Source organism: Caballeronia calidae, from assembly GCF_900044055.2.
GTDB lineage: Bacteria > Pseudomonadota > Gammaproteobacteria > Burkholderiales > Burkholderiaceae > Caballeronia > Caballeronia calidae.
The window spans coordinates 1-18,801 of record NZ_FCOX02000014.1 but is presented as its reverse complement, the minus strand read 5'-3'; the positions used below and the strand labels follow the sequence as shown (position 1 = coordinate 18,801).

15 protein-coding genes are annotated in these 18,801 nt (G+C 64.5%); 13 read left to right on the top strand and 2 right to left on the bottom strand.

All coding sequences use genetic code 11. The annotated features are described in order from the left end of the window. The 6 genes from hflC to AWB78_RS15000 all read left to right on the top strand — a co-directional run bounded on the left by hflC (position 1) and on the right by AWB78_RS15000 (position 6,749). A complete protein-coding gene (gene hflC / locus AWB78_RS15025) occupies positions 1-903 on the top strand; it encodes a protease modulator HflC (protein WP_062605503.1) in 903 nt (300 codons plus the stop codon). A 54-nt stretch (positions 904-957) separates the two neighbouring features. Beyond that, on the top strand, positions 958-1,149 hold the full coding sequence (locus tag AWB78_RS15020; RefSeq protein WP_061163725.1) for a DUF2065 domain-containing protein: 192 nt from the start codon (positions 958-960) through the stop codon (positions 1,147-1,149). A gap of 122 nt (positions 1,150-1,271) precedes the next feature. Next, on the top strand, positions 1,272-2,423 hold the full coding sequence (locus AWB78_RS15015; protein ID WP_062605501.1) for an ATP phosphoribosyltransferase regulatory subunit: 1,152 nt from the start codon (positions 1,272-1,274) through the stop codon (positions 2,421-2,423). Between the two features lie 155 nt (positions 2,424-2,578). After that, positions 2,579-3,925, top strand: a complete 1,347-nt coding sequence (locus AWB78_RS15010) for an adenylosuccinate synthase (protein WP_062605499.1) — start codon at positions 2,579-2,581, stop codon at positions 3,923-3,925. A gap of 101 nt (positions 3,926-4,026) precedes the next feature. Then, the gene (locus AWB78_RS15005) at positions 4,027-4,587 is read left to right on the top strand and encodes a phosphoribosyltransferase (protein ID WP_062605497.1); all 561 of its coding nucleotides are present in this window, start codon (positions 4,027-4,029) and stop codon (positions 4,585-4,587) included. Positions 4,588-4,856: 269 nt separating this feature from the next. Then, on the top strand, positions 4,857-6,749 hold the full coding sequence (locus AWB78_RS15000; protein ID WP_062605495.1) for a potassium transporter Kup: 1,893 nt from the start codon (positions 4,857-4,859) through the stop codon (positions 6,747-6,749). 77 nt (positions 6,750-6,826) lie between these two features. Here AWB78_RS15000 and AWB78_RS14995 read toward each other — a convergent pair whose 3' ends face one another. Continuing rightward, complete coding sequence (locus AWB78_RS14995; protein WP_062605493.1) at positions 6,827-9,160, bottom strand: Tex family protein; 2,334 nt, start codon at positions 9,158-9,160, stop codon at positions 6,827-6,829. Between the two features lie 253 nt (positions 9,161-9,413). On the opposite strand from AWB78_RS14995, the gene AWB78_RS14990 reads away from it, so the two are divergent. From AWB78_RS14990 to yoaA, 3 genes are all read left to right on the top strand, one after another. Further along, positions 9,414-10,217, top strand: a complete 804-nt coding sequence (locus tag AWB78_RS14990) for a hypothetical protein (RefSeq protein ID WP_063958975.1) — start codon at positions 9,414-9,416, stop codon at positions 10,215-10,217. Between the two features lie 91 nt (positions 10,218-10,308). Then, complete coding sequence (locus AWB78_RS14985; RefSeq protein WP_062605490.1) at positions 10,309-10,494, top strand: DUF465 domain-containing protein; 186 nt, start codon at positions 10,309-10,311, stop codon at positions 10,492-10,494. A gap of 84 nt (positions 10,495-10,578) precedes the next feature. Continuing rightward, positions 10,579-12,807 carry a DNA repair helicase YoaA gene (gene yoaA, locus AWB78_RS14980; RefSeq protein ID WP_062605488.1) on the top strand — a complete coding sequence of 743 codons (2,229 nt, stop codon included), beginning with the start codon at positions 10,579-10,581 and terminating at the stop codon, positions 12,805-12,807. A 63-nt stretch (positions 12,808-12,870) separates the two neighbouring features. Here the strand turns inward: yoaA and AWB78_RS14975 are convergent, their stop codons facing one another. Continuing rightward, on the bottom strand, positions 12,871-13,704 hold the full coding sequence (locus AWB78_RS14975; RefSeq protein ID WP_062605487.1) for an outer membrane protein assembly factor BamD: 834 nt from the start codon (positions 13,702-13,704) through the stop codon (positions 12,871-12,873). Positions 13,705-13,898: 194 nt separating this feature from the next. On the opposite strand from AWB78_RS14975, the gene AWB78_RS14970 reads away from it, so the two are divergent. The 4 genes from AWB78_RS14970 to AWB78_RS14955 form a co-directional block, all read left to right on the top strand. After that, entirely contained in the window at positions 13,899-15,062 is a 1,164-nt protein-coding gene (locus tag AWB78_RS14970; RefSeq protein WP_082883315.1) for an RluA family pseudouridine synthase, read from the top strand. After that, entirely contained in the window at positions 15,059-15,895 is an 837-nt protein-coding gene (gene pgeF / locus AWB78_RS14965) for a peptidoglycan editing factor PgeF (RefSeq protein ID WP_062605485.1), read from the top strand. The genes AWB78_RS14970 and pgeF overlap by 4 nt, the downstream gene beginning before the upstream one ends. Before the next feature lie 319 nt (positions 15,896-16,214). Then, positions 16,215-18,233, top strand: coding sequence for a class I poly(R)-hydroxyalkanoic acid synthase (phaC, locus tag AWB78_RS14960; protein WP_062605484.1), 2,019 nt, complete (start codon positions 16,215-16,217; stop codon positions 18,231-18,233). Between the two features lie 76 nt (positions 18,234-18,309). Continuing rightward, the coding region (locus AWB78_RS14955) for a thiolase family protein (RefSeq protein ID WP_269768933.1) at positions 18,310-18,801 on the top strand (492 nt) is incomplete at its 3' end.

Here is an 18,801-nt window from a genome sequence, read left to right as displayed (position 1 = left end):
ATGAATCGAATCATTGCGCTCATCGTCGCAGTCGTCATCGTGCTGTTCGTCGGTTCATCGATGATCTTCACCGTCGACGAAAGACATGCCGCCATCGTCGCTGCACATGGCGAAGGCAACCCGCGTCTCGAAGGCGCCGGTCTGCACTTCAAGCTGCCGCCGCCGTTCCAGACGCTCACGCTGATCGACACGCGCACGCTCACCATCGACGAATCCGGCGCCGACCGCTTCTCGACCGTGGACAAGAACGAAGTGCTCGTGAACACGGTGGTCAAGTATCGCGTCGCCGATCCGCTGAAGCTCTTCGAGAGCAACGAGAAGAACACGCAGACGGCCGAAGAGCGCATCATCGCGCTCGCGCGCACGGCGCTCGCAAGCGGCTTCGCGAAGCGTCCGCTCACCGACGCGCTCGCGAGCCAGCAGGCGCTCGAAGCCGAGGCGCAGAAGAGCGTGGAAGGCGCGGCCGCGGCGTTCGGCGTGCAGCTCGTCGATTTGCAGATGACGCGCATCGACTTTCCGTCGACGGTGGCGGACTCGGTCTACAAGCGCATGATCGCGGCGCGCCAGCAGGCGGCGGCGACCGAGCGCGCGAAGGGCACGGCGGACGCGGACAAGATCAAGGCCGATGCAGAACGCACGCAGCAGGCGATCATCGCGGATGCCTACAGCCAGGCGCAGTCGATCAAGGGCGAAGGAGACAGCAAGGCGGCGGCCATAGCGGCCGATGCCTACGGGCGCGATCGGCAGTTCTACCAGTTTTATCAAAGCCTCGAAGCGTATAAGAAGACGTTCAAGCCGGGCGATGTGATCGTCGTCGACCCGAGCAGCGATTTCTTCCGCTTCATGAAAAGCCCGACGGGCGGCGCGACGGATACGTCGGCGCCCGCGACGGCGAAGCGCTGATTCCCGCCCACGCCGCGCGCCGGACATTGCCGGTCGCGCGGCGCTCAAAATCCCTTGGACATGGCCGAGACGTTACTGCTCGCTCTTGCGTTGATGCTGATCATCGAAGGCATGTTTCCCTTCGTTTTTCCGACCGCGTGGCGCGACACCTTTCGCCGCATCGCGGAGCGGCCGATTCACCACATCCGCATCGGCGGGCTCGTCGCGATGGTGCTCGGCCTCATCCTGCTGCTGATCGCGACATGAGCCTCATCCGGCAAGCCGCCGCCATTTCGCCTATCTTGTCCTTATCCTTTCGTCCCTGACCGTTCAGTCCGCGAGCGCCGCGTATCAAGCGCCACGCCTCGCGTCCCGTAGGAAACGTATCGATGTCCACCTGGTTACTTCCCGAGAATATCGCCGACGTCTTGCCGTCGGAAGCCCGCAAGATCGAAGAGCTGCGCCGCCGCCTGCTCGACCGTTTCCGTTCGTACGGCTACGAGCTCGTAATGCCGCCGATGCTCGAGTATCTCGAATCGCTCCTGACGAGCGGCGGGAGCGACCTCAACCTGCGCACCTTCAAGCTCGTCGATCAGTTGTCGGGGCGCACGCTCGGCCTGCGCGCGGACATCACGCCGCAGGTCTCGCGCATCGACGCGCACTTGCTGAACCGCCAGGGCGTCACGCGGCTGTGCTATGCGGGCGTCGTGCTGCACACGCGTCCGCGCGGGCTGCATGCGACGCGCGAGCAGATCCAGATCGGCGCTGAAATCTACGGTCACGCAGGGCTCGAAGCGGATCTCGAGATCCAGCAATTGATGCTCGATTCCCTGCATCTCGCAGGTCTGACGAAAGTGCGTCTCGATTTGTGCCACGCGGGCGTGCTCGCGGCGCTGCTGGAACTGGAGCCCGCGGCGGCGTCGCTCGGCGAGGCGCTCTACGACGCGCTCGCGAGCAAGGACGTGCCGCGCCTGCACGAGCTGACCGCGCATCTCGGGCAAGTGCCGCGCGAGGCGCTGCGCGCGCTGCCGTCGCTCTATGGCGATGCATCGGTGCTGCAGATCGCGCGTGGCCGCCTGCCGAATCTCCCGGTCATCGCGCGCGCGCTCGACGATCTCGCGTTTCTCGCGGGCCAGGTCGAAGGCGCGGAGCTGATGATCGATCTCGCGGACCTGCGCGGCTATGCGTATCACAGCGGCGTGATGTTCTCGGCTTATGTCGATGGCGTGCCGAACGCGGTCGCGCGCGGCGGCCGGTACGACGACGTCGGTCTCGCGTACGGCCGTGCGCGCCCCGCGACGGGCTTTTCGCTCGATCTGCGCGAAGTGGCGCGCATTTCGCCCGTCGATGCGCGCGGCAGCGCGATCCTCGCGCCGTGGAAGCACGACGAACCGCTGCGCGCGGCGATTCTCGCATTGCGTGACGCGGGCGAAGTGGTGATCCAGGCGCTGCCCGGCCATGAACACGACCTGGACGAGTTCGCATTCGACCGCGTGCTCGTCGAGCGCGACGGCAAGTGGGCGGTCGAGCCGCGCACCTGAAGCGTTCGATGAATACAGTGGCTTGATCGGCAAGGGATTTTGCTTAGCCGATTCCAATCACGAGAGCGTGACGAAATCGCGAAACGCGTCCCGAAAAACTCGGAACCTTCCGCGAACCTAGGTAAAATACGTTTTTAACCAGCTAACGAATCAACATGTCTGCCAGTGCAGTGAATGTGAACCCCGGGCGCAACGTCGTCGTGGTGGGCACCCAGTGGGGTGATGAGGGCAAGGGCAAGATCGTCGACTGGCTGACGGACCACGCCCAGGGCGTCGTGCGCTTCCAGGGCGGTCACAATGCCGGCCATACGCTCATCATCGGCGGCAAGAAAACCATTCTGCGCCTCATTCCTTCGGGCATCATGCGCGCGGGCACGGCCTGCTATATCGGCAATGGCGTCGTGTTGTCGCCGGAAGCGCTCTTCAAGGAAATCGACGAACTCGAAGCCGCGGGCATCGACGTTCAAAAGCGGCTCTTCATCTCCGAAGCCGCTACGCTCGTTCTTCCGTACCACGTTGCCATCGACCAGGCGCGCGAAGCCAAGCGCGGCGCGGGCAAGATCGGCACGACCGGACGCGGCATCGGCCCGGCGTACGAAGACAAGGTGGCGCGTCGCGGCCTGCGCGTGCAGGATCTCTTCGACCGTGCGGTGTTCGAGGAACGCCTGCGCGAAGCGCTCGATTTCCACAACTTCGTGTTGACGCAGTATCTCGGCGCGAAGGCCGTCGACTTTCAGGAAACGCTCGACACGATGCTCGGCTACGCCGACCGTCTCGCGCCGATGGTCACGGACGTCTCCCGCCGTCTCTACGATGAAAACCACGCCGGCCGCAATCTGCTGTTCGAAGGCGCGCAAGGCACGCTGCTCGATATCGATCACGGCACGTATCCGTTCGTCACGTCGAGCAACTGCGTCGCGGGCGCGGCGACGGCGGGCGCGGGCATCGGCCCGCAGCGCCTGAACTACATCCTCGGCATCACGAAGGCGTATTGCACGCGCGTCGGTTCGGGTCCGTTCCCGAGCGAGCTGTATGACGCCGACAATCCGCAACGTCAGGAGAAGGTCGGCCTGGATCTCGCGACCGTCGGCAAGGAATTCGGTTCGGTCACGGGCCGTCCGCGCCGCACCGGCTGGCTCGATGCCGCGGCGCTGCGCCGTTCGATCCAGATCAACGGCATTTCGGGCCTGTGCATGACCAAGCTCGACGTGCTCGACGGCCTCGACGAAGTGAAGCTCTGCACGGGCTACACGCTCGACGGCAAGACGGTCGATATCCTGCCGCGCGGCGCATCGGAAGTGGCGCGTTGCGAGCCGGTGTACGAGACCTTCGGCGGCTGGAAGGAAAGCACCATCGGCATCACGCAATGGGATGGTCTGCCCGAGAACGCGCGCAAGTACCTGACGCGCGTGCAGGAAGTGGCGGGCGTGCCGATCGACATGGTGTCGACCGGTCCCGACCGCGACGAAACCATCCTGCTTCGCCATCCGTTCAAGGTCTGAGCTCGCACGAGCACTGAACCTGAACCGGACGCTGTAAAGAATGTGGCCGCCTTCTGCGGCCACATTTCGTATATAACCTAAGCATTTGAAAGAGCCTCACCATGATCGCGATGACGGACCCGCGTAACGACGACAAGAACCTCTGGGTCGGCTGGGATGAATATCACCGGTTGATCGAACTGCTCGCGCTGAAGGTGCACGAGTCGGGCTGGAAGTTCGACCAGATCCTGTGTCTCGCGCGCGGCGGCCTGCGCGTGGGCGACCAGCTCTCGCGCATCTACGATCTGCCGCTCGCGATCCTCGCGACGAGCTCGTACCGCGAAGCGGCGGGCACGGAGCAGGGCGATCTCGATATCGCGCAGTACATCACGATGACGCGCGGCGATCTCTCCGGCAACGTGCTGCTGGTCGACGATCTGGTCGATTCGGGCGTCACGCTCGCGCGCGTGCAGGAGCATCTGAAGGAGCGTTATCCGGCGATCACGGCGGTGCGCTCGGCCGTGCTCTGGTACAAGGCGTGCTCCAAGGTCAAGCCCGACTATCACGTTCAGCATCTTGAAACGAACCCGTGGATTCATCAGCCGTTCGAGGAGTGGGACACGGTGCGCCCGCACAACCTCGGCGCGTGGATCAAGCGAGGCACGCAAAACGGACGCGGATGATGATCCGCTGCGCCTGATCGTTTCGCGTGACAAACGCCGTTCGCCTGGCAGGAAGCCGGGGCGAACGGCGTTTTTCCTTTTGTGGGATCAGACGCCAGTGCGTCACCGATTGCGCCGGACGCGCCCGCCGACGCCCGCGGGGCGCGATGCTAAACTCTCACTCGCGTCGCTCGTGGCGCTCGATCAATACGCGAGCAGGCGTCACAGCGTGCGACGTTAGATAGAATGGCGTTCGTTTTTCTTCCGCCCTGGACGGATATTCCGCTTTTATGACCAACACGACTCACGCGCACGAGCATAAACAGCCCATGTCCTCGCTAGCGCTTGCGGCCATCGGCGTCGTATTCGGCGACATCGGCACGAGTCCTCTCTACTCATTGAAGGAAGCCTTCAGCCCGTCTCACGGCATCGGCCTGTCCGAGGCGTCGATTCTCGGCGTCATCTCCTTGCTCTTCTGGGCGATCGTCATGGTGGTCGCCGTCAAGTACGTGCTCTTCGTCATGCGCGCCGACAACAACGGCGAAGGCGGCGTGTTCGCGATGACCACGCTCGCGCTGCGCAGCGTGAAGGAAGGGGGCAAGGTGTCGGGCGTGCTGATGATGCTCGGCATCTTCGGCGCGTGCATGTTCTATGGCGATGCGGTCATCACGCCCGCGATGTCCGTCATTTCCGCGGTCGAAGGTCTCGAGCTCGCCGCGCCGACGCTCTCGCCCTATGTGATTCCGATCACGATCGTCATCCTGATCGCGCTCTTCTGGATTCAACGTCACGGCACGGCGGTGGTCGGCAAGCTCTTCGGCCCGATCATGCTCGTGTGGTTCGTGACGCTCGCGGTGCTCGGCGGCGCCCATATCGTCATGGAGCCGCGCATCATCGCCGCGCTCAATCCGTACTACGCGATCTCCTTCATGGCGCAGCACGTATTGCAGGCGTATATCGTGCTCGGCTCCGTCGTGCTGGTGCTGACCGGCGCCGAGGCGCTGTATGCGGACATGGGCCACTTCGGCGCGAAGCCGATTCGCTACGGCTGGTACGGTCTCGTGATGCCGTCGCTGCTTCTGAATTACTTCGGGCAAGGCGCGCTGCTGATGCACGACCCCAAGGCCATCGAAAGCCCGTTCTTCCTGCTCGCGCCCGACTGGGCCTTGCTGCCGCTCGTGATTCTGTCGACGGTCGCGACCGTGATCGCATCGCAGGCGGTCATTTCCGGCGCGTATTCGCTGACGAGCCAGGCGATCCAGCTCGGCTACGTGCCGCGCATGAAGATCCTGCATACGTCGGAGCTTGCGATCGGGCAGATCTATATTCCGCTCGTCAACTGGATGCTGCTCTTCATCATCCTGTGCATCGTCATCGGCTTCAAGAGTTCGGAGAACCTCGCGGCCGCGTACGGTCTCGCCGTCACTGCGACGATGCTCACGACCACCATTCTCGTGTCGGTGGTGATGGTGAATCTGTGGGGCTGGAACCGCTTTCTCGTCGGCGGGATGATCGCGGTGTTTCTGGTGATCGACATCGGCTTCTTCGGCGCGAGCCTGCTCAAGATCGAGCAGGGCGGCTGGCTGCCGTTGTGCATCGGCGGGGCACTCTTCTTCCTGCTGATGACATGGTACAAGGGCCGCATGATCGTGAAGGATCGCACGGCCGCCGACGGTATCCCGCTGATGCCGTTCCTGCAGGGTTTGCTCGCGCATCCGCCGCATCGCGTGTCGGGCACGGCGATCTATCTCACCGGCAGCGATTCGCTCGTGCCCGTGAGCCTTTTGCACAACCTGAAGCACAACAAGGTGCTGCACGAGCGCACCATCTTCCTGAACTTCAAGACGCGCGACATTCCTTATGTCGACGACGCGCATCGTCTCGACGTGAAGGATATCGGCGGCGGGCTTTTCCTCGTGAAGGCGACTTACGGCTTCAACGAGACGCCGGACGTGAAGGCCGTGCTCGAGCAGATCACGCGCACGCACGCGATGACCTTCGAGTTGATGGACACGTCGTTCTTCATGGCGCGCGAGACCGTGGTGCCGACGGAGCTGCCGGGCATGTCGGTATGGCGCGAGCGCGTGTTCGCATGGATGCATCAGAACGCCGCGAAGCCAACCGATTTCTTCAGTATTCCCGCGAATCGCGTGGTCGAGCTCGGCACGAAGATCGAGATCTGACGCCTCACCATCCGGAAGCGCAAAAAAGAAAACCCCACGTCGCAAAACGTGGGGTTTTTTGTTGGGAGCTTGAGCCGTCAGCGTTTCAGTTTTGCGAACGCCGCGGCCATCGCGCCCGCGGGTTCCGGCTCGCGGCGCTGTTGCGGACGCTGGCCCGACCGACGATCTTGCGAACCGCGCGATTGCGGCGCGCCCGCGTTGCCGCCCGCCGACGCCGGCGCGAGGTCATCGTCGAGGCGCATCGTCAGCGAAATGCGCTGGCGCTTCACATCGGTCTCCAGCACCTTCACCTTGACGACCTGACCGGCCTTCACGACTTCGTGCGGGTCCTTGATGAATTTCGTCGAAAGCGCCGAGACGTGCACGAGGCCGTCCTGATGCACGCCGATATCGACGAACGCGCCGAACGCCGCGACGTTCGTCACGACGCCTTCGAGGATCATGCCCGGCACGAGATCCGAAATCTTCTCGATGCCTTCCTTGAACGTCGCGGTCTTGAACTCGGGACGCGGATCGCGGCCGGGCTTCTCCAGCTCGGTGAGAATGTCGCGCACGGTCGGCAGGCCGAAGCGATCATCGACGAACTCGGTGGGCGAAAGGCCCGTCAACGCTTCGCGTTTGCCGAGCACATCGCCGATATGCTTTTTGATCTTCGCGAGAATGCGCTCGACGACCGGATACGCCTCCGGGTGCACCGACGAGCGATCCAGCGGATTCTCGCCGTTGTTGATGCGCAAGAAGCCCGCGGCCTGCTCGAAGGTCTTGTCGCCGAGACGCGGCACCTTCTTCAGATGCTCGCGTGACGGGAACGGCCCATTCGCATCGCGGAACTCGACGATATTGCGCGCGAGCGTCGCGTTCAAACCCGATACGCGCGCGAGCAGGGCGACGGACGCCGTGTTCGCATCGACGCCGACGGCGTTCACGCAGTCCTCGACGACCGCATCGAGCGAGCGCGCGAGTTCGCGCTGATTCACGTCGTGCTGATACTGGCCGACGCCGATCGCCTTCGGTTCGATTTTGACGAGCTCTGCGAGCGGGTCCTGCAGACGCCGCGCGATCGACACCGCGCCGCGTAGCGACACATCCAGTTCAGGAAACTCCTTCGCGGCGAGTTCGGACGCGGAATACACCGACGCGCCCGCTTCCGACACGACGATCTTCTGCAGCTTCAATTCCGGATGCTTCGCCATGAGCTCGCTCGCGAGCTTGTCGGTTTCGCGCGATGCGGTCCCGTTGCCGATCGACACGAGCTCGGCCTGCGTTGCTTGCGCAATGCGTGCGAGCTTCGCGATCGAGCCGTCCCAGTCGCGGCGCGGCTCGTGCGGGTAGATGGTGTCGGTGGCGAGCAGCTTGCCGGTGCGGTCGACGACCGCGACCTTCACGCCGGTGCGCAGGCCCGGATCGAGACCGATCACGGCCTTCGGACCGGCAGGCGCGGCGAGCAGCAAGTCCTTCAGATTGCGCGCGAACACGCGAATCGCTTCGTGCTCGGCTTCCTCGCGCAACTGCGTGAGCAATTCCGTTTCGATATGCGGCTGCACCTTCACGCGCCAGCACCAGCGGCACACGTCGGAGAGCCATTTGTCGGCCGCGCGGCCACGATTCGCGATGCCGAAGTGCTGCGCGATCATCGCTTCGCCGGGGTGCGGAATCTGCGCGTCGAGTTCTTCACCGAGACCGAGCTTGACGCTCAGAACGCCCGCATTGCGCCCACGGAACAGCGCAAGCGCGCGATGCGACGGCACCGTGCGAATCGTCTCGCTGTAGTCGTAGTAATCGCGGAATTTCTCGCCTTCCTCGCCTTCCTTGCCGTCCACCACGCTCGACATCACGAGACCCTGGCTGAACAGATGCTCGCGCAGCTTGCCGAGGACTTCGGCCGTTTCGCCGAACTGCTCGGAGAGGATGTCGCGCGCACCGTCGAGCGCGGCTTTCGTGTCGGCGACGCCTTTCTCGGCATCGACGAACTTCGCGGCTTCGGCTTGCGGATCGAGCGTAGGGTCGGCGAGCAGCGCCTGCGCGAGCGGCTCGAGCCCGGCTTCGCGAGCGATTTGCGCGCGCGTGCGGCGCTTGGGCTTGTACGGCAGATAGAGGTCTTCGAGCACCTGCTTGCTGTCCGCGCCTTCGATGGCGCCGCGCAGTTCGTCGGTGAGCTTGCCTTGCTCGTCGATGCTTTGCAGGATCGAGGCGCGGCGGTCTTCGAGCTCGCGCAGATAGAGCAGGCGCTCTTCGAGCGTGCGCAGTTGCGTATCGTCGAGATTGCCGGTGACTTCCTTGCGATACCGGGCGATGAACGGGACTGTCGAGCCTTCGTCGAGAAGCTGCACGGCGGCCGCGACCTGGCGCGGCTGCACGGTGAGTTCAGTGGCGATGCGCTGTACGATCTTGAGTGCTACGGTTTCCGTCATGATTCTGCGCTGTCAGCGGCTCGCGGGCGAGATCCGCATCGCGTGCGCGAGGCTCGTGTGAGCGCGGCGCGGCGAGCGGGTGAACACGTGGCGAGCCGGGTTCGGACCGGGTTGCTGAAGCGGGGCATTTTGCCATAAATGGCGGAGCGCTCTGGCGCGCGGTGATAGAATTTGGGCATCGCACAAGCCGCTTCGCATCTGATTCTTTATCACGTTGCCGTTCATCCATTTGTCCAACTTCCGCTTTTCAAACGTGCCGGCTGCAGCGGCGCTCTCGCTGCTGTGCGCATTGGCGCCGCAGCATGCGCTCGCGCAATCCGCCAGGCCCGGCGATCCCGGCACGTCCGGGACCACGCGAGCGCTCGACGGCGCGGCGCCATCGGGTTCGCAGGCCGCGCAAAGCGCCGATGACGCGCTGAAAGCCGGCTTCGCGGAACGCCAGAAAGTGCTGGACCGGCGCACCGAGGAAAACAATTACCGCTATGGCGTGAAGCAGCACGACTGCTATAGCAAGTTCTTCGTCAATCATTGCCTCGACAACGCGCGCAATGAAATGCGCGAGACGCGTCAGCAGATCCGCCAGCAGCAGCTCGCACTCGACGACGAGCAGCGCGCCGATCGGGCGAACGAGCGGGACCAGCAGAAGGCGCTCAAGCAGGCTCAGTATGACGCGGAAGCGCCGCAGCGCGCGGCGACCGAGAAGTCGAACCAGCAGTCCTTCGAGGACAAGCAGCGCCAGAACGCGGCCGCCGCCGCGCAGCGCAACGCCGAGGCGCCGCAACGCGCGGCCAACCAGGCGGCGTACGATCGCAAGCAGGCGGATTACCAGAAGAAGCTCGACGAGGCGCGCGCGCGCGGCGTGCAGGAAGCGCAGGAACGCGACGAGAAGGCGCAGCGCTACGAGCAGAAGCAGCAGGAAGCCGCCCAGCATCGCGCGGAAGTCGAAGCGCGTCAGAAGGAAGCCGCGAAAAAGGCGCAGGAAAAGGCGCAGCAGCAGGAGCAGGAGCGCCAGGAGCAACTGAAACTGCAGCAACAACAGCAGCAGCAAGGAAAGTAGGGCTTGCCGCGCAAGCCCGGGCAGGCCCGAGCAAAGAGGATGAAAGGAGGCGAGCATGCAGCAGCGCTTGAACGCACCCCGACAACCCGCCATGGATGCCGCTGTGCTTCGCGATCGCATCGCGCAGTTGCAGGAAGAGCATCACAGTCTGGACACACTGATCGACAAGATGTCCGGCACCGACGACCTGGAGCTGAGGCGCCTGAAAAAGCGCAAGCTCAAGGTGAAGGACACCATTCTCCTGCTGCGATTGCAGCTGGACTCGGACGCGCACTGAATGCCGCGCGCCGGCCGCGGGCTCGTGCTGGCGGAGGCGCCTTGCGTGCGCGGCCGCGCCGAAACTCGCAGGATTTAGCACGCCTTGAACTCATCCGCACAACCTAGTGACGACGCCAACGCACCGCTCGCGCTGACCGACAAGCGCGGCGTCGAGCTCGACGCCATCTTCTCCGCGCAAGGGCTGCTCGCGCGCGCGATCGACGGCTATCGGCCGCGCGCGTCGCAGATCGAAATGGCGCGCTCGGTCGCCGCCGCGATGGAAGCATCCGGCCGCGCGATGCCCGAGCCCGCGATGTTCGAAGCGCAGCGCCGCCCGGCGCGCAAGCTCGGCCCCTCCGACAAACCGTACACGCCCGACGAGCAGCCGGCCGACGATATCGGCATCGCGACGGCGAAGGCGGCCATCGACGGCGGCGAGAATACGCTCATCGTCGAGGCCGGCACGGGCACCGGCAAGACCTATGCGTATCTCGTTCCGGCGATGCTGTGGGGCGGCAAGGTCATCGTGTCGACGGGCACGAAGCATCTTCAGGATCAGCTCTTCCAGCGCGACATCCCCACGGTGCGCGACGCGCTCGCCGTGCCGGTATCGGTCGCGATGCTGAAGGGCCGCGCGAACTACCTGTGCCATTACTACCTCGAGCGCACCGCGGACAACGGCCGCCTGCCGACGCGCCAGGACACGTCGCATCTGCAGGAGATCATCCGTTTCGCGAAGATCACGCGCACCGGCGACAAGGCCGAGCTCGCGAGCGTGCCGGAGAACTCGCCCGTCTGGCCGATGGTCACGTCCACGCGCGACAACTGCCTCGGCCAGGAATGCCCGCACTACAAGGAATGCTTCGTGATGCAGGCGCGCAAGGAGGCGCAGCAGGCGGACATCGTCGTGGTGAATCACCATCTGTTCTTCGCCGACGTGATGTTGCGCGACACCGGCATGGCCGAGTTGCTGCCGACGGCGAACACCATCATCTTCGACGAAGCGCATCAGCTTCCCGAAACAGCGACGCTCTTTTTCGGCGAGACGCTCTCGACCACTCAGTTGCTCGAACTTGCGCGCGACACGGTTGCAGAAGGTCTTTCGCACGCGCGCGACGCCGCCGACTGGACCAAGCTCGGCGCCGCGCTGGAGCGCGCGGCGCGCGACGTGCGGCTCGCGTTCAAGGAAGACTCGGTGCGGCTGTCGCTCGGGCAGTTGCCCGACGGTCATCCGCTCTTCGAGGCGCTCGACACGCTCGAGACGCATCTTTCGGCGCTCGCTTCGGCGCTGTCGGCGCATGGCGAGCGCGCGGAATCGCTGCAGGCGCTGGTTCGCCGCGCGCGCGAGCTGCAGGATCTGCTCGCCGGCTGGACCACGCCGCCCACTTCGCTGGAGCGCGCCGTGGTCGCGGACGAGAACACCGCGAAAGAGGCCGCGAAGGAAGAGCCGAACGAGATGGTGCGCTGGATCGAGGTGTTCTCGCACACGGTTCAACTGCACGAGACGCCGCTCTCCGTCGCGCCGATCTTCGCGAAGCAGCGCGCGGGCGTGCCGCGCGCGTGGATCTTCACGTCGGCGACGCTTTCGGTGCGCGGCGACTTCACGCACTACGCCGCGCAGATGGGTCTGAACGCGCGCCGTTCGATGACCTTGCCGAGCCCGTTCGATTACCCGTCGCAAGGCTTGCTCTACGTGCCGCGCAATCTGCCGCAGCCTTCGTCGCCGCAATTCACCGATGCCGTCTTCGAAGCGGCGCTGCCGGTGATCGAAGCGGCGGGCGGCGGCGCGTTCGTGCTGTGTACGACGCTGCGCGCGGTGGATCGCATCGCCAATCGCCTGCGCGATGTGATCGAGCGGCGCGGCTGGGACAATCCGCTGCTCGTGCAGGGCGATGCGAGCCGCACCGAACTGCTCGACCGCTTCCGCGCCTATGGCAACGCGATTCTCGTGGGGAGCCAAAGCTTCTGGGAAGGCGTCGATGTGCGCGGCGATGCATTGTCGCTCGTCGTCATCGACAAGCTGCCGTTCGCACCGCCCGATGATCCCGTGCTCGCCGCGCGCCTCGACGCGCTGACGAAAAAAGGCCTGAGCCCGTTCGCCGTGCATCAGTTGCCGCAGGCGGTGATCACGCTCAAGCAGGGCGCGGGGCGTCTGATCCGCGCGGAGACGGATCGCGGCGTGCTGATGATCTGCGACACGCGCCTCGTCGACAAGCCTTACGGCCGGCGCATCTGGCAAAGCCTGCCGCCGTTCAAGCGCACGCGCGAGCTCGACGTGGTGCGTGAATTTTTCAGCGATGCGGCGAAGTGGAAAACGGAATTGGCCGAATAACGCTCGGATTCCTAAGTTTTCGCGGATATAAAAAAATGGCCGGTCATCAACCGGCCATTTTTCTTACCAGATCTGATACCACGGCTTCTCGGCGCTCGCGCGCTGCTTGCCGGTGACATACGGGCTGTCCGGGAACGTCGCGGCGAGCACGCGCTTGGTGTCGTCGGCGAGTTGCGGCTGACCGAGCTTCTCGTACGAGAGCATCATGATGTGCAGCGCGTCTTCCGTCGCCGGTGCGTTCTTGTACTCGCGAATTGCGAGTTGCGCGCGGTTGATCGCCGCCACATACGCGCCGCGCCGATAGTAATAATCCGCCGCGTGGACTTCGTGCGAAGCGAGCGCGTTCACGATATAGCGCATGCGTTGCGCGGCGTCGGGCGCGTACTTGCTCTGCGGATATTTGTCGACGACGATCTTGAACGCGTCATAGGACTCGCGCAGCGATTTCGGATCGCGCTCGCTCATGTCCTGACCGGAGAAGCGGCCGAAGAGGCCGAGGTCGTCGTTGAAGTGGATCATGCCCTTGAGATAGTAGGCGTACGAAATCTCGGGGTGATCCGGGTGCAGCTTGATGAAGCGGTCGATGGCCTGGTCGGCGTTGGCGGTTTCGCCGTCCTTCCAGTTGCAGTATGCGACGTTGATCTGCGCCTGCTGCGCGAAGTGGCCGAACGGGTCGCGGCCTTCGAGCGCCTCGAAATATTTCGCGCACTTGCCCCAGTCGCTGCCGGATAGCGCGTCCTGAGCCTCCGTATATAATTTGTTGTTATTCCACGTTGCCGTTTCGTCGGTCTTCTCGGGCAGGCCGTGACAGGCCGTGACGATGGCGACGCTCGCGGCCAGCGCCAGATACTTGATCGATTGACGCATCGAGTGATGAATGGTGTTGAAGGCTCGCATCAGTGCTTGCTGTTCCTGGCTGATTCTCGCTGTTCTAGCTGTGTTTCCGGCGCGGCTCACGATTGTTGCCGCCTGAGGTTGCCGCCTGAGTTTCGTGCGACGCCTTTCGCGCAACGTGACAAGTGAAACGCTGCCCGTAAAGCTGGCCGGCTACGTGGTGCTCACAGGGCGTTTGCCCGCCGAATCTCGTTGAAATGACCCGCTCAAGTACTCGTCGTACCAAAGACCAACCTGAAGATTATAGCCCATGCGCCACCCGCGACGACTCGGGGTTCACCGATTCGACCGGCGCCGCGGGCCGCGAAGCGCCTCGTGAGGCGCGCGTGCCCGACGAGTTCGCGGGCGACCGGCTCGACAAGGTCCTCGCCAGAATCTTCCCCGAGTTCTCCCGCAATCGCATGCAGGGCTGGATCGAGGAAGGGCGCGTGCTCGTCGACGGCGCGCTCGCGAAAATCCGCCAGCCCGTTCCGCTCGGCGCGACCATCACGCTCGTGCCGGATCTCCTGCCCGAGCAGCTCGCGTTCACGCCGGAGCCGGTGCCGCTGCATATCGTGTATGAGGACGATGCGCTCGTCGTCATCAACAAGCCGGCGGGCATGGTCGTGCATCCGGCCGCGGGCAACTGGAGCGGCACGCTGCTCAACGGCCTCCTGCATCGTTATGGCGATGCCGCCGCCGGACTGCCGCGCGCGGGCATCGTGCATCGGCTGGACAAGGAAACGTCCGGGCTGATGGTCGTCGCGCGCACGCTCGAGGCGCAGACCGACCTCGTGCGCCAGTTGCAGGCGCGCACGGTGAAACGCCGCTACGTCGCGTTCGTGTGGGGCAACATGCCCGACGAAGGCACCATCGACGCCCCGATCGGCCGCGATCCGCGCGAGCGCACGCGCATGGCGGTGGTCAAGACCGCGTCGGGAAAGGCGGCGCGCACGCATTTCCGGACCGTCGACCGCACGACGTGGCACGGTCAGCCGGTGAGCGCCATCCACTGCGATCTGGAAACGGGCCGCACGCATCAGATTCGCGTGCATTGCGCGCATATCCAGCACCCGCTGCTAGGCGATCCGGTGTACGGCCACGCGCGCGGCAAGCGTTCGGTGAAGCCGCTGCCCGACGGCTTCGCACGTCAGGCGCTGCACGCGTGGCGGCTCGGCCTGATTCATCCCGCGACGGGCAAGGACGTGCACTGGCGCGCGGACGTTCCCGAAGACATCGCGACGCTCGCCGCCGCGCTCGGGTTCGGGCAGGACGAGGAAGTCGACTTCGACGAAGACGAGGATTTCGCGGAAGTCTACGAAATGGGCGAGGGCGAAGACGGCGAGTGGGACGACGAAGACTACGAGGACGACGAAGCATGACGAGCGACGCTCCCGAACTGCAATCGAAGGACTGTGTCTGGCCGCAATGGAAGGTGTCGCCGCGCGTGCGGGCATTCGTCACGACGCGCGCGGGCGGCGTGAGCGACGCGCCGTACGACGGCGGTGCGCCCGGCGCGGGCGGGCTCAATCTCGGCTTTTCCTCGGGCGATGCGCCGGAAGCGGTGAAAGAGAACCGGCGCCGCGCGCTCGCGTTGACGGGTTCGCGCAATGCCGCATGGCTCGAACAGATTCACGGCGCGCAAATCGAGCACGCGCACGCCGTGATCGAACGCCTCGCGCACGGCGAACGCACGCGCGCCGACGCGAGTGTGACGGATCGCGCGGGCGTCGTCTGCGTCGTGATGACGGCCGACTGCCTGCCCGTGCTCTTCTGCGATGACGACGGCCGCGCGGTCGGTGCCGCGCACGCGGGCTGGCGTGGTCTCGCGGGCGGCATCGTCGAGAAGACGGGCGAGCGCGTGGCGACGCTCGCGGGCGTGCCGGCATCGAAGCTCAATGCGTTTCTCGGGCCGGCGATCGGGCCGGACGCGTTCGAAGTGGGCGAGGACGTGCTCGACGCCTTCGTCGCGGCCGCGCCGGCCGATCGCCGTGATGCGACGAAAGCGGCGTTCAGGTATATGGGCGGCGCGCCCGCGAAATACTTCGCCGATATTTACGCGCTCGCGCGCCTGCGTCTCGCCGATCTCGGCGTCGATGCCGCGCGCATCCATGGCGGCACGCATTGCACCGTGATGGAACGCGCACGCTTTTACTCCTATCGACGCGACCGCGTGACGGGGCGCATGGCCGCGATGATCTGGCTCGCGGACTGACCGCAGTCAGCAGTGTTGGATCGTACCCAACTATCGTGTGTTGCCTATGACGAAACCCCAATTGTGAAGGCAATATTTCATGGGGGAAAACGATAATTAAAAAAATATCGCACTGCGGCAAAATCGGGACGAAGCATTGACATGCCTGACGTCCTAGAGCAAGAATGTTCCTAGAATTCATTCAATCGGGCACGGCGTAGCAAGGCTCATACTTGCCACGCGCATAAGGCGCACCAACACTTGCGCGCTGGTGAAGGAAAGCCCGGCGATGCCTGCGTTAGCAAACAAGTCTTGCGAGACTCACAGGTCAATAGCGGGTATGGCTTCCAAATCTACTTCTTCATCTTCCCGCTCCAGTACCGCCGACAGCACCTCGGCTCAGGCTTCATCTGCCGATACGACTGGCGTACAACAAGCGTTCGATCAATGGCTGAACGCGTGGCGCACCGTTGCGGATCCCGCGCAATGGTCGAATCTCACTCAACAGACGAATACCGCGAATGATGCGTCCGGCGCCGCCGCGTCGCCTTTTGCCGCATTCAGTGCATTGGCCAATGGGTTTCCCAACGGCTTTCCGTCCGCATTCCCGACTGCGTTTCCGACGCTCGGCGCAATGCCGCAGATGCCCGACTTCACGAAGCTGAACGGCATGGCGGAGTTCGCGAAGCTCGCGAGCAGCATGCCGGGCTTCGGCGCGGCGATGCAGGGCTTGCCCACGCTGCCAAAGATTCCGACGGCCGCGATTCCGCCCGAGCGCCTCCATGAACTGCAAAGCAACTATTCGCGCGATGCGTCCGAGTTGCTCAAGCAGGCGAGCGCGCAGAGCATCGATCCGTCGGCGCTGAAGGACCGGCGCTTCACCGATACCGCGTGGCAGTCGACACCCGCCTACGCGTTCACGGCGGCGTGGTATCTGCTGAACGCGCGCTATCTGCAGGAGCTCGCGGACGCGGTCCAGAGCGATCCGAAGACGCGCGAGCGCATCCGCTTCACGGTGCAGCAATGGGCGGCGGCGGCATCGCCGAGCAATTACTTCGCGCTCAATCCCGATGCGCAGAAGGCGCTCATCGAAAGCAAGGGCGAGAGCCTGCGCCAGGGCATGCTGAATCTGCTGAACGACATGCAGCGCGGCAAGATCTCGCAGTCGGACGAGTCGCGCTTTTTCGTCGGCAAGAATATCGCGTCGACGGAAGGCTCGGTCGTGTACGAGAACGAGCTCGTGCAAGTGATCCAGTACAAGCCGCTCGCGCCGAAGGTCTATGCGCGACCGCTGCTGATCGTGCCGCCGTGCATCAACAAGTACTACATCCTCGACCTGTCGCCGGAAAGCTCGCTCGTGCGCTATGCGCTGGAGCAGGGCCAGCAGGTGTTCATCCTGTCGTGGCGCAACGCGGATCAGTCGATCGCGCACAAGACGTGGGACGACTACGTCGAACAGGGCGTGCTCGAGACCATCGGCGTCGTGCAGGAGATCAGCGGCGAGGACAAGATCAACACGCTCGGCTTCTGCATCGGCGGGACGATCCTCGCGACCGCGCTCGCGGTGGCGTCGGCGCGCGGCGCGGAGCCGGCGGCCTCGATGACGCTGCTCACCTCGATGCTCGATTTCTCCGACACCGGCGTGCTCGACGTCTTCGTGGACGAGGCGCACGTGCAGATGCGCGAGCAGGCGATCGGCGGCAAGGGCGGCACGCCCGCGGGGCTCATGCGCGGCATCGAGTTCGCGAACACGTTCTCGTATCTGCGCCCGAACGATCTGGTGTGGAACTACGTCGTCGACAACTATCTCAAGGGCCGCACGCCGCAAGCCTTCGATCTGCTGTTCTGGAACAGCGATTCGACGAACCTGCCCGGCCCGATGTGCGTCTGGTATCTGCGCAACACGTATCTCGAGAACAAGCTGAAGAACCCAAATGCGCTGACCGTGTGCGGCGAGTCGATCGACCTGTCGCGTCTCACGCTGCCCACCTTCATCTACGGCTCGCGCGAAGACCATATCGTGCCGTGGAAATCGGCATATGCGTCGGCGCCCGTTTTGAGCGGCCCGCAGAAGTTCGTGCTCGGCGCGTCCGGCCACATCGCGGGCGTGATCAATCCGCCGTCGAAGAACAAGCGCAGCTTCTGGATGATCGACAGCGACGACGCGCGTCTGCCCGAGAACCCCGACGCGTGGTTCGACGCAGCGGCCGAGCATCCGGGAAGCTGGTGGCCGGCGTGGTCGAACTGGCTTGCGGAGAACGCGGGCGAGCAGATCAAGCCGCGCGCCGCGCAAGGTTCGAAGACTTACCCGGTGATCGAGGCCGCGCCTGGCCGTTACGTATTGGAACGCGACTTCTGAGCGGCGCGTGACCGTGCGCCAGGGCGCATGGAGCTGGTTGGAAGCGCATTAACATTCGATACCAAAGGAAACTGAAATGACTGACGTAGTGATCGTATCGGCCGCGCGTACGGCGGTAGGCAAGTTCGGCGGTTCGCTCGCGAAGATCGCGGCGCCGGAACTGGGCGCGACGGTGATCAGGGCCGTGCTGGAGCGCGCGGGCGTGAAGCCGGATCAGGTGAGCGAAGTCATCGTGGGCCAGGTGCTCGCGGCAGGCTCGGGCCAGAACCCGGCGCGCCAGTCGCTGATCAAGGCCGGCCTGCCCGACATGGTGCCGGGCATGACGATCAACAAAGTCTGCGGCTCGGGCCTGAAGGCGGTGATGCTGGCCGCGAACGCGATCATCGCGGGCGATGCGGAGATCGTCGTCGCGGGCGGTCAGGAAAACATGAGCGCCGCGCCGCACGTGCTGCCGGGCTCGCGCGACGGCTTTCGCATGGGCGATGCGAAACTGATCGACACGATGATCGTCGACGGCCTGTGGGACGTCTATAACAACTATCACATGGGCACGACGGCCGAGAACGTC

What these genes read in the sequence shown, in the direction of transcription:
- hflC (WP_062605503.1), top strand. Translation starts at nt 1, where the DNA reads ATGAATCGAATCATTGCGCTCATCGTCGCAGTCGTCATCGTGCTGTTC.
- AWB78_RS15015 (WP_062605501.1), top strand. Translation starts at nt 1,272, where the DNA reads ATGTCCACCTGGTTACTTCCCGAGAATATCGCCGACGTCTTGCCGTCG.
- AWB78_RS15010 (WP_062605499.1), top strand. Translation starts at nt 2,579, where the DNA reads ATGTCTGCCAGTGCAGTGAATGTGAACCCCGGGCGCAACGTCGTCGTG.
- AWB78_RS15005 (WP_062605497.1), top strand. Translation starts at nt 4,027, where the DNA reads ATGATCGCGATGACGGACCCGCGTAACGACGACAAGAACCTCTGGGTC.
- AWB78_RS15000 (WP_062605495.1), top strand. Translation starts at nt 4,857, where the DNA reads ATGACCAACACGACTCACGCGCACGAGCATAAACAGCCCATGTCCTCG.
- AWB78_RS14995 (WP_062605493.1), bottom strand. Translation starts at nt 9,160, where the DNA reads ATGACGGAAACCGTAGCACTCAAGATCGTACAGCGCATCGCCACTGAA.
- AWB78_RS14985 (WP_062605490.1), top strand. Translation starts at nt 10,309, where the DNA reads ATGGATGCCGCTGTGCTTCGCGATCGCATCGCGCAGTTGCAGGAAGAG.
- AWB78_RS14975 (WP_062605487.1), bottom strand. Translation starts at nt 13,704, where the DNA reads ATGCGAGCCTTCAACACCATTCATCACTCGATGCGTCAATCGATCAAG.
- AWB78_RS14970 (WP_082883315.1), top strand. Translation starts at nt 13,899, where the DNA reads ATGACCCGCTCAAGTACTCGTCGTACCAAAGACCAACCTGAAGATTAT.
- pgeF (WP_062605485.1), top strand. Translation starts at nt 15,059, where the DNA reads ATGACGAGCGACGCTCCCGAACTGCAATCGAAGGACTGTGTCTGGCCG.
- phaC (WP_062605484.1), top strand. Translation starts at nt 16,215, where the DNA reads ATGGCTTCCAAATCTACTTCTTCATCTTCCCGCTCCAGTACCGCCGAC.